Below are 14,218 nucleotides of genomic sequence, written 5' to 3' on the forward strand. Positions count from 1 at the left end.
CGGAGCCGGCGCCTGTAACTTGAGTGCGCGTCGGCAACATGGGGCATTTAAAGTCCGGATTGGCCGGTTTGCTGGCCGGGGCAACAACACTTCGTACCTTCCTTGCATCACACGCTTTGCCCTCGATTACAATTGTTCGATAAACATGACAGCGGCGCCGCCGCGACAGGGAGAGCAGATGCAGGCAGCGTCATCAAAAAAGAACACGATCCACGCAACCGTCGGCGCGGCGCTCTGCGCGCTGCTGACCATGTCCAGCGCGCACGCCGCGCCGGCCAAGGCAGGGCAGGAATTGCCGCCCAGGCTGACGGTGGCCGATGTCGTCAAGGCATCCAAAGCAGCCGAATGGCGCGCGCTCGATCCCGAGAACACGATGTACATCGAACTGCCAACGGGCCGCGTCGTCATCGAACTGGCGCCGCGCTTCGCGCCGAACACGGTGGCCAATATCCGCGCGCTGGTACGCGAGCGCTACTTCGACGGCTTGTGGGTGATGCGCGCGCAGGACGGCTTCGTCGTGCAATGGGGCGATCCGGATGAAGAAAAGCCGCGCCCGTTCAAGGCCGCCAAGACCGTGGCTGCCGAATTCACCGTGCCGTACACCAAGAGCGACGCCTTCACCCGCCTGAAGGAACGCGACGTCTACGCGCCGCAGGTCGGCCACGTCGACGGCTTTCCCGTCGCGCGCAATCCGGCCACCCGGCAAACCTGGCTGCCGCACTGCTACGCGATGATCGGCGTGGCGCGCGACAACGGCGCCGATACCGGCAATGGCTCGCAGCTCTATACGGTGATCGGCCACGCGCCGCGCCACCTGGACCGCAACATCACGGTCGTGGGCCGCATCGTGGCCGGCATGCCGCTGCTCACCGTCATGCCGCGCGGGACCGGTGCCTCGGGCTTCTACGAGAAGGCCGAACAGCGCACGCCGATCGCCAGCGTGCGCATGGCAGCGGACGTACCGCCCGCCGAGCGCAGCAAGCTCGAAGTCATGCGCTCGGACAGCGCTGCGTTCCAGGCCGTGATCGACGCCCAGCGCAATCGCGGTGGACCGTGGAGCAAGGTCGCGGCCGGCGCGATCGACCTGTGCAACGTGCCGATTCCCGTGCGCGAGCAGCCCTGAAGCCACAGGGGCGGCGGCGCAATTTGCAGCCGGGGACGATCCGGCGCTTTTTGGGCGGGCTATAATCTGCGGATGAACGCCCCTGCCCCGACCATCCGCCCCATCCAGCAGCTTCCCGACCAGCTCATCTCGCAGATCGCCGCCGGCGAAGTGGTCGAGCGGCCCTCAGCCGTCGTCAAGGAACTGCTGGAAAACGCACTCGACGCCGGTTCGACGACGATTACCATCCGCCTGGAAGAAGGCGGCGTCAAGCGCATCGCCATCACCGACAACGGCCGCGGCATCGCGCCCGAGCAGCTGCCCCTCGCGCTGTCGCGCCACGCGACGTCGAAAATCGCCTCGCTGAGCGACCTGGAAAACGTCGGCACGCTGGGCTTTCGCGGCGAAGCGCTGGCCTCCATTGCGTCGGTCGCCTCGGTGCGCGTGACCTCGCGCACGGCCGACGCCGCGCATGCGTTCGAGATCGTCGGCTCGCACGAGGGCGTGGTGGCGCCATCGTCGGGCGCCTGTGGCACCACGATCGACGTGCAAGACCTGTATTTCAATACGCCGGCGCGGCGCAAGTTCCTCAAGTCCGAACAGACCGAATACGCGCACTGCGCCGAGGTCGTGCGCCGGATCGCGCTGTCGCGCCCCGACGTGGCCTTCAGTCTGTCGCACAACGGCCGCACGATCGACCACTGGAACGTCAGCGAAGCAGCCAAGCGCAGCGCCCACATCCTGGGCAACGATTTTGCCGAGGCGCGCCTGGCGCTCGACGAAGCAGCCGGTCCGCTGCACCTGCACGGCTACGTCGGCCTGCCAACCGCCTCCAAGGCGCGCGCCGACGGCCAGTTCTTCTACGTGAACGGACGCTTCGTGCGCGATAAGGTGCTGGTGCACGCAGTCAAGGCAGCCTACCAGGACGTGCTGCACGGTGACCGTTTCCCGGCCTATGTGCTCTCGCTCGACCTCGACCCGGCGCTGGTCGACGTCAACGTGCACCCGTCGAAAACCGAGGTGCGCTTTCGCGACAGCCGCGCGGTGCACCAGTTCGTGTTCCACGCGGTGCAGCGCACGCTGGCGCAAACGTCGGCCACCGCGCACGGCAGCGTGCCGGGACCGATGACGGCCGCCGAGGTACGCCCGAGCGGCACGCCGCTATGGCAAACCTCGCAACTGTCGCAATCGCCATCGCAGCCGCAACAGCGCCCGCACGAGCAGACCTCGTTCGGCGCGCAGCTGACGCAGACCTTCTCGCCATCGCCATACGCAGCGGGCAGCCGCTGGGACGATGCGGCCACGGGTGGCGGCGTGCCCCAACGCCTTGAAGCCTACGGCGCGCTGTTTGCATCCGATGCCGCCAGTACGGCCGCGGTGCAGGTGCCGGTGCCGGTGCCCATGACGGCCGCCGACAAGCCGCTGTCGAACGACGACTTCCCGCTTGGCTTCGCGCTGGCCCAGCTGCACGGCATCTACATCCTGGCGCAGAACACGCGCGGCCTGGTGCTGGTCGACATGCACGCGGCCCACGAGCGCATCCTGTACGAGCAGATCAAGAATGCGCTGGACGCCCAGGCGCAGGGCCAGGAAATGCAGGTGCAGGCGCTCCTGATCCCGGTGACGTTCTATGCCGACGCGATGGAGGTCGCCACCGTGCACGAGCACGCGGACACCCTGGCAACGCTGGGCTTCGATATCGCGGCCCTGTCGCCCACGACGCTGGCAGTGCGCAGCGTGCCGACGCTGCTCAAGAACGCCGATGCGCAAACGCTGGCGCGCGACGTGCTGCGCGACGTGCGCGAATTCGGCGGCTCGCGCGTGCTGATCGAACGGCGCAACGAGCTGCTGGGCACCCTGGCCTGCCACACGGCGGTGCGCGCCAACCGCATCCTGAGCCAGCCCGAAATGAACGCGCTGCTGCGCCAGATGGAAAGCACCGAGCGCGCCGACCAGTGCAACCACGGCCGCCCGACCTGGGTGCAGCTTGAGATCTCTGCGCTCGACAAGCTGTTCCTGCGCGGTCAGTGATGGTGGCCATGAACACACCGCTGGCCGTGGCCATCATGGGCCCGACCGCCTCCGGCAAGACCGCCGCCGCCCTGCGCATCGCCCAAACGCGCCCCGTCGAAATCATCTCGGTCGACTCGGCCCTGGTCTATCGCGAGATGGACATCGGCACTGCCAAGCCCACACCCGATGAACTGGCCGCCGTGCCACATCACCTGATCGACATCCTCGATCCGCTCGATGCGTATTCGGTCATGCAGTTCCGCAACGATGCGATCCGCCTGGTGGCCGAGATCACGGCGCGCGGCGCGCTGCCGCTGCTGGTGGGCGGCACGATGATGTATTTCAAGGGCCTGGTCGAGGGGCTGGACGATCTGCCGACTGCCGACGTGGCACTGCGCGCTGCGCTCGACGCCGAAGCGGCGCGCATCGGCTGGCCCGGCATGCACGACAAGCTGCGCGCGCTCGACCCCGTCACCGCTGACCGGCTGGCACCGAACGACGCCCAGCGCATCAACCGCGCTCTGGAAATCATCGAACTGACCGGCAAGCCGATGTCGGCGCTGCTGGCGCTGCGCACGAAGCCCGTGCTGCCGTTCAGGCTCGTCTCGTTTGGCCTGGAGACCGATGACCGCGCGGTACTGCACAAGCGCATCGCGCAGCGCTTTGACACGATGCTGGGCTCGCGCGATGACAGCGGGCTGGTGGCGGAGGTGGCGCGGCTGCGGGCGCGCGGTGACCTGTCGCCGCTGCTGCCGTCGATCCGCTGCGTGGGCTACCGCCAGGCCTGGGATTATCTCGACGGACGCATCGACCGCGCCACGCTGCGCGAGACGGGCATCATCGCCACGCGCCAGCTCGCCAAGCGCCAGATCACGTGGCTGCGCGCGATGCCGGACCGGATCGTCATCGATTGCCTGGGGCCGGATCCGGCCGGCGCGATGCTGGCGCACCTTGCGCTGTTGGAAAAATGACATGCGCGGCGACTATTTGTGACGTATACGCGCCGGCGATCTTGACAGCCATCCACTCACGCCGGATAATACTTGCCGTTGCGGTGATATAGCTCAGTTGGTTAGAGCACAGCACTCATAATGCTGGGGTCGGTGGTTCAAGTCCACCTATCACCACCAAAGATTTCAGGCGATGGCCTGGCTCCAACGAGTCAGGCCATTTTGCTTTTGCCCGTTCCGGTGATATAGCTCAGTTGGTTAGAGCACAGCACTCATAATGCTGGGGTCGGTGGTTCAAGTCCACCTATCACCACCAAGAATCATGTGTTTGCAGTATCGCGATGTTCAGGAAGCCGCAGTTCTCCAGGGAGACTGCGGTTTTTTTATGCGCAAAGCATTGCTGACGTCGACGCTGCCCTCCTTGATCGAGTTGGATTTGCCCGCGACGAGGCGGCATGTGATTGGCTTCGCCAACCAGGCCAGCCCAAAAAAAGAGGTGGGGCATGCACCACCGTGCATAATGAGCTGAATAACTACAAAGAACTTGGCTTTATCCATGGTGAATATCCGGCGCTCCCTCTTTATCACCTTTTTTTCCTCGACTGGTCTCACGGTCATCCAATTTTCGGTCAATCTGTTTCTGGCACGTCTGCTGAGCCCTGCCGAGATTGGCGTCTATTCAATGACCATTGTGCTGGTCAATATCGCGCACATTTTTCAGGATTTTGGCGTAGGAAGTTACCTTCAGAGAGAGAAGGATCTGACGCCAGAAAAACTTCGCGCGGCAAGCGGCGTCATTTTCACGACATCATGGTTATTAGCGGCTGCCATCTATGCCAGCAGCGACTGGATCGGCAGATGGTTCAATGAGCCGGAAATGATTCCAGTGATGAAGGTGCTGGCCCTCTGCTTCGCGTTGATACCCTTTGGCTCCATTACAGGCTCCCTGCTCACCCGCGAATTCGCTGCAGGCAAGCAGGCGTGGGTTGCTGCAGCAAGCACGTCAGCGTCGGCCATTACTTGTATCACCCTTGCCATCATGGGTTTTGGTGCGATCAGCATGGCTTGGGCCAATCTTGCCAATATCATCGTCTGTTGCCTCATTTATATACCACTCAGGCCCAAATATCTTCCATGGCTGCCTTCTTTCAAGCACTGGCGCGGCGTGGTGCATTTTGGGGTCGGTTCGATGCTCACGAATTGCATGAATGCGGTCAATAGTTCGATTCCCGATATTCTTTTGGGTAAACTGGGAAATGCGAGCCTGGTGGGCCTTTTCAGTCGGGCCAACTCCACCGTGACCATCTTTTTCCATATCGCCGGTAGCACGGCGAACTATGGCTCGGAGGCTTACCTTGCCCAAGCTCACTACCGTGGCGAGTCTCTCCCCGCATTGCTGAGCAGGGCGACGGCCCTCCTGACCGGTATCGCCTGGCCAGCTTTTGTACTGACCTACATATTTTCGACCGAAATCATTGTCGTGCTCTATGGTGAAAAATGGCTGCCTTCGGTGCCTGCCATGGATGGATTATTGGTGGCGTGCGCGATCAGCACGATGTTCAACTATTACCCTGCCGCAGTGAGTGCAATCGGCCGACCTTACCTGGGGGCGCTGCCTGTTTTGGTTACCCTTGTAACGCGCATTGCCTTTGCTTTCGCCTTGTTCGACGGCAGTATTCAAAGTTTTTCCTGGGTGATCTGCGCTGCAACGGTGCTTGCGATGCCAGTTGTAATTATCCAGCAACGCATTTTTCTTCAGTACCGCTTCACCAGCATGCTACTGGCTTTATGGCCCAGTGCTGCAGTTGCAATCATATGCATGGCGGGTGCGGGTTTGCTGAAACTACTTATTCCGGCTTCCTTTGTACCGGTGTTTGTTCTCGTTGTTTCAGCCGTGCCCCTCGCATGCCTCTGGTATTTTTCGCTTCGAATCACCAAGCATCCGTTGACCGGCGAGATCCACAAAATAGTGTCAGGGCTTCAGGTTCGCGCTGCACAAAGGCGGGTACAGGACCAAACCTGAGACCATATGCGACTTGAATAGCTTTAACGGTTTCCAGGGCCAAAAAACGAATTAGGCAGCGATCAGCATGGCGCCGGGTGATATCATGAACGAATTCGTTCATGACTCTGTCTTATTCACAGGCGCTTGCAGGTTCCTTACTTTGCCCAAGTGCCCTTTTCAAACCATTGGCCTGAATGCCACACCTTAAACAGCAATTGTCCCAATATGTATTTGTCGTTTTTTCCGACGATTGGGGCCGCCACCCGTCAAGTTGCCAGCATTTGTTCTTGAGGATTATTCCGCAGGTCCAAGTTATCTGGGTGAATACCATTGGCTTGCGTACGCCTCGATTCAACTGGCATGACTTCAAAAGGACGATGCAGGTTATTCGCTCCTGGATTCGTCCCGATGCCAGGTTCAGAACACGCTCGGAAGATCGATCGAGTGATGTTGGGAACATGCGCTCTGCACCATTATGCAAGGACAGCGTTTTCCCCTATATCGTCAATCCGGTCATGTGGCCCTCGTTCCAAGGGCCCACATCCACTGCACTGAATCACCACCTTCTCTCTGGCGCCGTTTATGAGGCGCTCCGGCATGTGGCACCGGGCAAGCATCCCATCCTGGTAAGTACATCGCCCATCGTCCCCGGCCTCTTTCGCGATCATATTTTCAGGCGCAAGGTCTATTACTGTGTGGACGACTTCACGCATTGGCACGGGATCAATGGCCAAGCCATGCATCGCCTGGAGCAAGAAACGTTGAATGCTTGCGATCTCATGATTGCCACATCCACCTCGATTCTTGAAACCCGCGCCCCTTTCGCGAGCGCTTCGACCTTGCTGACCCATGGGGTGGACCTCGCGCATTTTTCCGACGCCATGCCGGATCCTTCGAGTCCCCTGGCCGACGTGCCACATCCCATGGTCGGCATGTTCGGCGTATTCGATCAGCGTGTCGATGGACCAGCCCTCAAGGCGGCAGCCCTTTTGTCACCGCAAGCGACCTTCGTCGTGCTGGGGCCAGTCGTGGATCGCGATCCGGGTGAATTCCGCGATGTGCCGAATCTGCGTTTTTTCGGCGCAGTGCCCTATGCCGATTTGCCCGGACACGTTGCCCATTTCGACCTCTGCATCCTGCCTTACGTGGTCAATGAATCAACCTGGAACATCAATCCTCTCAAGCTCAAGGAGTACCTGGCCACGGGCAAGCCGGTCATCGCGTCCCCCCTTCCTGAAGCGATCCGGCTCGCCCCGTACCTGACCCTGGCGGGGCCGGAAGCACTTCCCCAGGCTGTGGCATCGGCCCTGGCCACGATCGAATCGGGCGCCTTGACCCAGTCAGGCGACTCGCACACCAGCCTCGAGCGCTTTCTTCAGAGCGAAAGCTGGGAGGCGAAAGCGAGCCGCTTCCTGTCCGATGTCATGGACGACGTATGAAGAGTCGTATGCGCATTCTCTGCATCGCCACCATGTTTCCCAATCCGCAGATGCCGGTACATGCCCAATTCGTGAAGCAGCGGCTGGATGCATTGTCCGACAAGGTCGATCTGATCGTGGTCTCACCGATTCCCTGGTTTCCTGGCGAGCGATACTTTCCACGTTATGCCAACCGGAGCCAGATCGCCTCGCGAACCGACGAGAACGCGTACCCCACGTATTTCCCGAAATTTTTCTCCATTCCCGCAGTATGCAAGCCTCTGGAAGGTGTGTTCCTGGCCTTCGCGCTCTGGCGCTTCATCGAATCCCATGGCCTCAGGAACAAGATCGATATGCTCGATTGCCACTTGGCGTTTCCCGAAGGGTTTGCCGGTGCCCTGGTTTCGCGCGTCCTTGGCAAGCCCTATGTGGTCACCTTGCGCGGCCACGACATCAACGATCTTCCCCGCTTTCCCGTGCGGATTCGGCAAGTGCTGTTCGCCCTGCGTCATAGCGCACGTTACTTTGGCGTTGCCAGAGCACTGGTGGACGGCGCCATAAGGCTGGGAGCGCCGTCGGACAAGGGCCACGCCTCGACCAACGGCGTTGACACCAAACGGTTTCGTCCCACCGCGAAAGCCGATGCCCGCAAAGCGCTCGGCCTACCGCCTGGCAAACGCTACATGCTCTCGGTGTCCCATTTGGTACCACGCAAAGGCGTGGATATCCTGCTGCGAGCCCACGCTTTGCTGCGCGCCGAAGGTCTGACGGATCTGTGCTTGATCATCGTGGGGCAAGGGGGCGAGGAAGGCGACTGCGAGGCCAGGCTGCGTGCCCTGGCGGCAGAGCTCGGGATTGCCAACCAGATCGTGTGGGCTGGCGCCGTGCTGAACACTGACTTGCATACCTGGTACTCTTGCGCTGACGTGTTCTGCCTCGCGAGTGAAAAGGAAGGCTGGCCCAATGTCATCCTCGAGGCCATGGCGTGCGCCACGCCGGTGGTGGCCCATCGTACCTGGGGCGTGCCCGAGATCATCACCGGACCGGACCTGGGAATCCTCGTCGACACCAGACAGCCCGAGCCGTTCGCGCAAGCCATCAGCCTGGCTCTGGCGCAGACCTGGGATCCGGAGCGGCTACGTGATTACGCGCTGGAAAACACTTGGGACAATGTGGCAGAAGGACTTCTCAAACACTTCGAGGCGATCGTCGAGACTGGCCAGCCTGCGTAGTCAGCCGGTTGCCTCGTGTGGCGCGATTGCCGGACAGGCGCCGTCAAGTCGGCGTGCGCCACTCGCCATCGGGCGCATCTTCATCAAGCGCGAAGTCCCCGCGCGCCAGCGCCAGCAGCACCTCGTGCGCTGCCTGCACGTGCTCGGCCGGGACCAGGAGCCGCACGCCGCCCAGCGCGGGCGCCAGCAGAAGGTCGGTCTGCATCAGGTGCGCGTCGGCCAGCATCGCCGGGATGCCCGATGCTTCCAGGCAGCCCTGCGCCAGGGTGGCGTCCACGGGAATCATGTAGCGCGCCACGACATATAAATCGCGCTCGGGCACGGCTTCGATATCGGGGTGGGCGGCGAGCCAGTCGTTCAGGGAGAGCGTGTGCATCTGGGTTCCTTGGCTTAGCGCAGCAGTGCGGGAAGGTGCGACAACAGGTACAGGACCACACCGATCATCCCGCCGACGATAGTGCCGTTGATGCGGATGTATTGCAGGTCCTTGCCGATATTGAGTTCGATCTGGGCCGACATTTCGCGGTCGTCCCATTGCTTGACGGTGTCGGCGATGTGGCGCGTCAGGTAGCCTGCGAATTCGGGCGCCACGCCACGGGCGGCAGCCTCGAGGTTCTCTTGCAGCGACTGGCGCAGCTGCGGATCGTCGCCCAGCGCCTTGCCGATCCAGGCACCCATGCCGATGATGCGGCGGCGCATGCTCGAATCGTCGCTGGCCAGATCGCGCTTGAGCCACGCCTTCAGTTCGGCCCACAGCGAACCGACGTAGCCATTGAACGTGTCGTCTTCGAGCAGGTAGCGCTTGACGTCGTCGGCCTTGGCAATAAAGTCGGGATCGGCCTTCATGCGCTCGATGAAATCGGCCACGTACTCGTCGAAGCGTTCACGCAGCGGGTGCGCGGGGTCGGCCGCGACCTTGTTGAGAATACCCGAGGCCAGGCGCACGGCGATGTCGGCGCCCTTGCGGCCAATGAGTTCGGACGGCAGCATGCGTTCGACCAGCGCGTAGTCTTCCTTGAGCCAGTCGACAATGCCACCCGCGATGGCGCCCTGGGTCTCGGTATTGTCCAGCAGATGGGCGAGCTGGCGGATGCCTTCGTCGAGCAGCTGCTGGTGGCGCCGGCCGCGCGTCAGGCTCTCGAGGATGGCGCCGCCGGACTTCGACAAGTCGACGCTGCCCACCATCGTGTGCACCGCGCGCCGGATGACGTTCTGCACCGGTGCATCCTCGATGAAGTCGAGCATGAAGGTGGCAGCGCGCACCAGGTGCGCGCCCATCAGTTCGGTGTTGGCGGGTTTCGCCAGCCAGTCGGCCAGCAGTTGTACCGGGTCGTGGCGGCGGATCAGCTTGAGGATCGACTCGGTGTCGAGGAATTTTTCGCGCACGAACAGCGCCAGGTTGTCGGCGATCTTGTCCTTGTTGCCGGGGATGATGGCAGTGTGGCGCGAGATGATCGGAATCGGGATGCGCTTGAACAGCGCCACCACCGCGAACCAGTCGGCCAGCGCGCCCACCATCGCGGCTTCGGAAAACGCGCGCAACAGGCCCGTCCACCAGGTCTGGGGCAGCAGCAGGCTGACCACGAACAGCACGGCTGCGCCGACAAAGAAGCCAAGGGCGATCAGTTTGGACTTGCGCAGTTCGTCGTGCTTTTGCATGCGGGGCGGCCCGGCTGTGGCGATGCTGCCATGCTAGCCGACTTTGCCCGCGCGTGACGCGCCGGCTGCCTTCAGCGCACCAGTGCCAGCACCCGCCTTACGCCGCCACTTCTTCCTCGCACAAGGTCAGCTTCGCGCAGCGCTGTCCATGCAACTGCGGCAGCAGGAGTTCGCTGCGTTCTTCCAGCAGCGCGAACACTTCGTCCTTCGACAGCACGTACTGCTCCAGCAGCGTGTCCTTGAGCGACTCCATCATCAGCTTGTAGTCGCGGATCGCGTCCAGCGTGTAGCTGTACAGGGCATCGGCCTTTTCTTCCACCAGCCGCACGGTGTGCTCGCCGCCGATATCCTTCTGCAACTGGCTGTAATCGATCTTCGAGCGCGAATACATCGACAGGCGGCTCACCATCAGGTTGAGCATCCTGGTGATCTTTTCGATGTCGTTCTGGCTGCCCACCGAAATACCGCGCGGACCGTAGAACATTTCTTCGGCCGCGACGCCGCCGTACAGGCCCACGACGTCGCGCTCGAGTTCTTCCAGTGTGCGCAGCGACATGTCTTCGCCCGACTGCAGCACATAGCCCAGCGCGCCGATCTTCGACACTGCTTCGGTGCTGATCTTGAGCAAGTGCGAGCGTTCCTTGACTTCGGCCAGCGTCAGGCCCTGACGCAGAAACGGGTCGATCTGCATGAAGAAGTGACCCAGCTCGTGCAGGGCGATCCGCTCGCGCTGCTTGTGCTTGTCGAGCGTCGTGGCGCGGTCGGTCAGGCCGATCGTGGCGCGCTCGTAGGCCCGGAACAGCAGGTTCGTGTTGATGATCGTCTTTTCCTGGATCGACAGCATGCTGGCGCGTTCGACCACGGTTTCCAGCAATGCCGGGCTCAGGTTCTGGGTGATCTCGGCGACCTGGTCCAGGTTCAGGTCGTTCCAGTCGACGAGGCCATCCTTCTTGCGCGACAGGAAGCTGCGCAGCAGTTCGCGGCGCTCGGCCTTGTTCGGCAGGCGGAAGTTGATCTTGACCGAGAAGCGGCGCAGCATCGCTTCGTCCATCTCGGTCGAGCTGTCATCGAAGTTCGAGGCGACGATCCAGATGACGCCCGCGCCCTTGTCGCTTTTCACGCCGTCCAGCAGGCCAAGCATCGTGTTGGCGGTGTCGTCTTCCCATTTCTTTTCGCTGCGCCCGCGCGGCATGAAGAGGCTCTGCGCTTCGTCGAGGAAGATGATGCACTTGCCCTTGGCGCAGGCTTTGCGGTGCAAGGCGTTCAGCGCCTTGGAGCCGCCGCCGACATAGCCTGATTCGAGCGCCGAGCCGGACGCCGAAATCATCGGCAAATTCAGGCGCTTGGCCAGGTAGCCGACGAGCTTGGTCTTGCCGGTGCCGGCCGGGCCGGTGAGCATCACGTTGAACGGCTTGTCGATATTGTGCGACTGGTACTCGGCGCGGTTGCGGATCATTTCTTCCAGGTGCAGCACTTCCTGCTTGATGTCTTCCATGCCGATCAGGTCATCCATGCTGCCCTTGAGCTTGTCCGGGCTGATGACCGATGCGCTCATGCCCGTGCCCGGCATGCCGAATTTGATGAGGTACAGCACCAGCAGCACGATCGCGATGTTGAACGCGTTCTGCTTGAAGAAGGCGCCGGTGCGCGCCAGCGTGCTTTCGCCTTCGTCCATGACGGCTTCGTGGGCCGCCAGGTAGTCGTCCTTGGCGATCGAATACGGAATCGCGTTCTTGAGCAGCACTTCGCGCTCGAGCGACAGGTGTGACGTGCTTGGTACCTTGACCACGTTCAGTGCTGCCGAATCCTTGAACTTGTAGATATAACGCGGCGCTTCGGACAGCGGTTTGGCAATCAAGAGGTATTCCAGCCGGGCTTTCTGGCTGGCCAGTGCGGTAATCTCGGCGATGTTCTGCGAATGGACCACCGGGCGCGCGTCCTGCGGCACATTGGATTTGAAGATCGCCAGCGTCACCAGCATGCCCATCAGGATGACGGCGAGGATGCGGACGTAGACGTTCTTGAATGCAATCTGGAGACGGGAAAAATTGGGCATAAGGTGTACTCGTCGAAAATGCGTGAAGCAAAGAGAGACTGGGGTGCCATGCCACCGGTAACGGTCGCCGGCGTCGGCAATGGGCCGACGAATTCGAGGTCTTGCGGCTTGCTTTTTGATGCTTGGCGGCAAGGGAGTAAGAAGACTATACCTTCAAAAAAAACCGCCGGGAATACCAAAAAGTCAAAAACGCACGCGATTTAAGGCGAATGAAAGTCTTGATAAGAGAATTGATTATCCGACTGACAGCATTCGTGATGAGTGTGTCAAATAAATCGGAAATACTTGCGAGAACGGCATGATGAAATGCGTGGAGAATGCATACCTATATTGCTGAGCGCTGCATATTTACCACAGTCAACTTTTTCAGACTGCATGCAATGTGACGTTATCGGTATCGAAAGTGATGGCTATTTCTGCAACTGCTTCAGAAAAGGCATGCAAACTGGCACCGATTGGAAAAACCAGCCGGAGAGAATCGGTTAATAATATTTATGCCACCAAAGGCGGCAAATGCTTATTCAGACAGGCGTCAGTTAATCGGCGCCAGCGCAGCACAGGCCATGCAATTTGATCATCGTATTCCAGTTGCGCGACGTGGCGCCATCCCCCAACCGCTTGCCGAGCGCTGCCGCGGTTGCGCTGTCGAGCAAGCCTTGCGGACACCAGACGTAGACTGCGTGACGTCCAAGCGCCACCGTCTCGGGCGCCCAATCCTGGCCGCACAGGTCGGCCGCCAACGCCCGTTGCGGCGCACCTGCCAGCAGGAAGACGAACAGGCGCGCGTGGTCAGTGGCAACGTGCAGCAAGGGGTTGTCGTCAACGATCTCGGCCACTTCATCGCATGCGAACACGAACACGCGCGCGCTGACACCCAGATGCAGGGCGATTGCCGCTTCGATCTCTTGCGCCGCATCGACGGGCGGGACGGCGGCGTCGAACACGATATTGCCGCTATTGAGCAGACTGCGCACGCCCGTATAGCCAAGGTCTTCGACCAGTTGACGCAGGTCGGCCATCGCAATGCGTTTGGCGCGACCGACGTTCACACCGCGCAGCAGGGCAATGTAGCGCAACCGCGGCGCGGTGTCGGTCCCCATGCTATTGCAACCCTTCCTGGCGCAACGCTTCCTGCACCGCAGGCAGCGTCTTGATGCGCGCATGATAGGCCTGCAATGCCGGCCAGTTATCCAGCGAAAAGCTGGTGAACCCCACCCAGTTCAGGACTGTGAACAGGTAGGCATCGGCCACGGTGAAACTGTTCCCGATCAGGTACCCGTCGTCGCCGATCTGGCCCGCCACATACGTCAGTGGCGCCGCCAGTGCTGCCCAGGCCGATTCCTTGGCATCGCTCGACGCGCCCGGTGCGAAGATGGGCGAAAAGCGCTTGTGCAGCTCGGTCGATGTCCACGCCAGCCATTCCATCGATTCGTAGCGCTCAAACGTGCCGAGGGCAGGCGCCAGCACGCCTGCCGGGGCCTGGTCGGCCACGTACTGCAGGATGACCTGGCTCTCGGTGAGCAGGTGGCCATCTTCCAGCGCCAGCGCCGGCACATAGCCTTTGGGATTGATGGCCCGGAAATCGTCGCCGCCTTCGGTCAGCTTGGTGCGCAGATTGACGCGCTCGCTGTCGAACGGCAGGCCGGAGACGATCAGGGCGATACGGGGCGCAAGCGAGCAGGCGCCGGGACTGAAATAGAGTTTCACGGGGTTCCTGAAAATAATGATGGATGGCAAAAGCCTACAGTATTTTGGTACCGCCCTCCAGCCACAAGTCGTGCGG

The 14,218-nt window shown here is 61.5% G+C and carries 12 protein-coding genes and 2 tRNA genes; 8 read left to right on the plus strand and 6 right to left on the minus strand.

The features are described 5' to 3' along the window. Positions 1-178 precede the first annotated feature (178 nt). From AC1MGT_RS07760 to AC1MGT_RS07780, 5 genes are all read left to right on the plus strand, one after another. Positions 179-1,123 carry a peptidylprolyl isomerase gene (locus AC1MGT_RS07760; protein ID WP_499503717.1) on the plus strand — a complete coding sequence of 315 codons (945 nt, stop codon included), beginning with the start codon at positions 179-181 and terminating at the stop codon, positions 1,121-1,123. Positions 1,124-1,195: 72 nt separating this feature from the next. Beyond that, complete coding sequence (gene mutL / locus AC1MGT_RS07765) at positions 1,196-3,133, plus strand: DNA mismatch repair endonuclease MutL (protein ID WP_499503718.1); 1,938 nt, start codon at positions 1,196-1,198, stop codon at positions 3,131-3,133. Positions 3,134-3,141: 8 nt separating this feature from the next. After that, on the plus strand, positions 3,142-4,086 hold the full coding sequence (gene miaA / locus AC1MGT_RS07770) for a tRNA (adenosine(37)-N6)-dimethylallyltransferase MiaA (protein ID WP_499503719.1): 945 nt from the start codon (positions 3,142-3,144) through the stop codon (positions 4,084-4,086). A gap of 82 nt (positions 4,087-4,168) precedes the next feature. Next, positions 4,169-4,245: transfer RNA gene (locus tag AC1MGT_RS07775), tRNA-Met, on the plus strand. A 59-nt stretch (positions 4,246-4,304) separates the two neighbouring features. Further along, positions 4,305-4,381: transfer RNA gene (locus AC1MGT_RS07780), tRNA-Met, on the plus strand. A 29-nt stretch (positions 4,382-4,410) separates the two neighbouring features. On the opposite strand, the gene AC1MGT_RS07785 is transcribed toward AC1MGT_RS07780, so the two are convergent. After that, positions 4,411-4,623, minus strand: a complete 213-nt coding sequence (locus AC1MGT_RS07785) for a hypothetical protein (protein WP_499503720.1) — start codon at positions 4,621-4,623, stop codon at positions 4,411-4,413. On the opposite strand from AC1MGT_RS07785, the gene AC1MGT_RS07790 reads away from it, so the two are divergent. The 3 genes from AC1MGT_RS07790 to AC1MGT_RS07800 all read left to right on the plus strand — a co-directional run bounded on the left by AC1MGT_RS07790 (position 4,622) and on the right by AC1MGT_RS07800 (position 8,720). Further along, complete coding sequence (locus AC1MGT_RS07790; RefSeq protein WP_499503721.1) at positions 4,622-6,088, plus strand: oligosaccharide flippase family protein; 1,467 nt, start codon at positions 4,622-4,624, stop codon at positions 6,086-6,088. The two genes, AC1MGT_RS07785 and AC1MGT_RS07790, sit on opposite strands and share 2 nt — an antisense overlap. Positions 6,089-6,264: 176 nt before the next feature. Then, positions 6,265-7,509, plus strand: a complete 1,245-nt coding sequence (locus AC1MGT_RS07795) for a glycosyltransferase (RefSeq protein WP_499503722.1) — start codon at positions 6,265-6,267, stop codon at positions 7,507-7,509. A gap of 8 nt (positions 7,510-7,517) precedes the next feature. Continuing rightward, positions 7,518-8,720: a glycosyltransferase family 4 protein gene (locus tag AC1MGT_RS07800; RefSeq protein ID WP_499503723.1), complete on the plus strand. Its 1,203-nt coding sequence runs from the start codon at positions 7,518-7,520 to the stop codon at positions 8,718-8,720. A 43-nt stretch (positions 8,721-8,763) separates the two neighbouring features. Here AC1MGT_RS07800 and AC1MGT_RS07805 read toward each other — a convergent pair whose 3' ends face one another. The 5 genes from AC1MGT_RS07805 to gstA form a co-directional block, all read right to left on the minus strand. Next, the gene (locus tag AC1MGT_RS07805; protein WP_183556349.1) at positions 8,764-9,096 is read right to left on the minus strand and encodes a putative signal transducing protein; all 333 of its coding nucleotides are present in this window, start codon (positions 9,094-9,096) and stop codon (positions 8,764-8,766) included. Between the two features lie 14 nt (positions 9,097-9,110). Beyond that, positions 9,111-10,379 carry a DUF445 domain-containing protein gene (locus AC1MGT_RS07810; protein ID WP_499503724.1) on the minus strand — a complete coding sequence of 423 codons (1,269 nt, stop codon included), beginning with the start codon at positions 10,377-10,379 and terminating at the stop codon, positions 9,111-9,113. Between the two features lie 97 nt (positions 10,380-10,476). Next, positions 10,477-12,435, minus strand: coding sequence for an AAA family ATPase (locus tag AC1MGT_RS07815; RefSeq protein ID WP_499503725.1), 1,959 nt, complete (start codon positions 12,433-12,435; stop codon positions 10,477-10,479). Positions 12,436-12,971: 536 nt separating this feature from the next. Continuing rightward, positions 12,972-13,535 (minus strand): DUF1697 domain-containing protein, encoded by a 564-nt coding sequence (locus AC1MGT_RS07820; protein ID WP_499503726.1) that lies wholly within the window; start codon positions 13,533-13,535, stop codon positions 12,972-12,974. 1 nt (position 13,536) lies between these two features. After that, positions 13,537-14,142, minus strand: coding sequence for a glutathione transferase GstA (gene gstA / locus AC1MGT_RS07825; protein ID WP_499503727.1), 606 nt, complete (start codon positions 14,140-14,142; stop codon positions 13,537-13,539). Positions 14,143-14,218 lie beyond the last annotated feature (76 nt).

The organism is Telluria sp. BA11 (assembly GCF_056680305.1).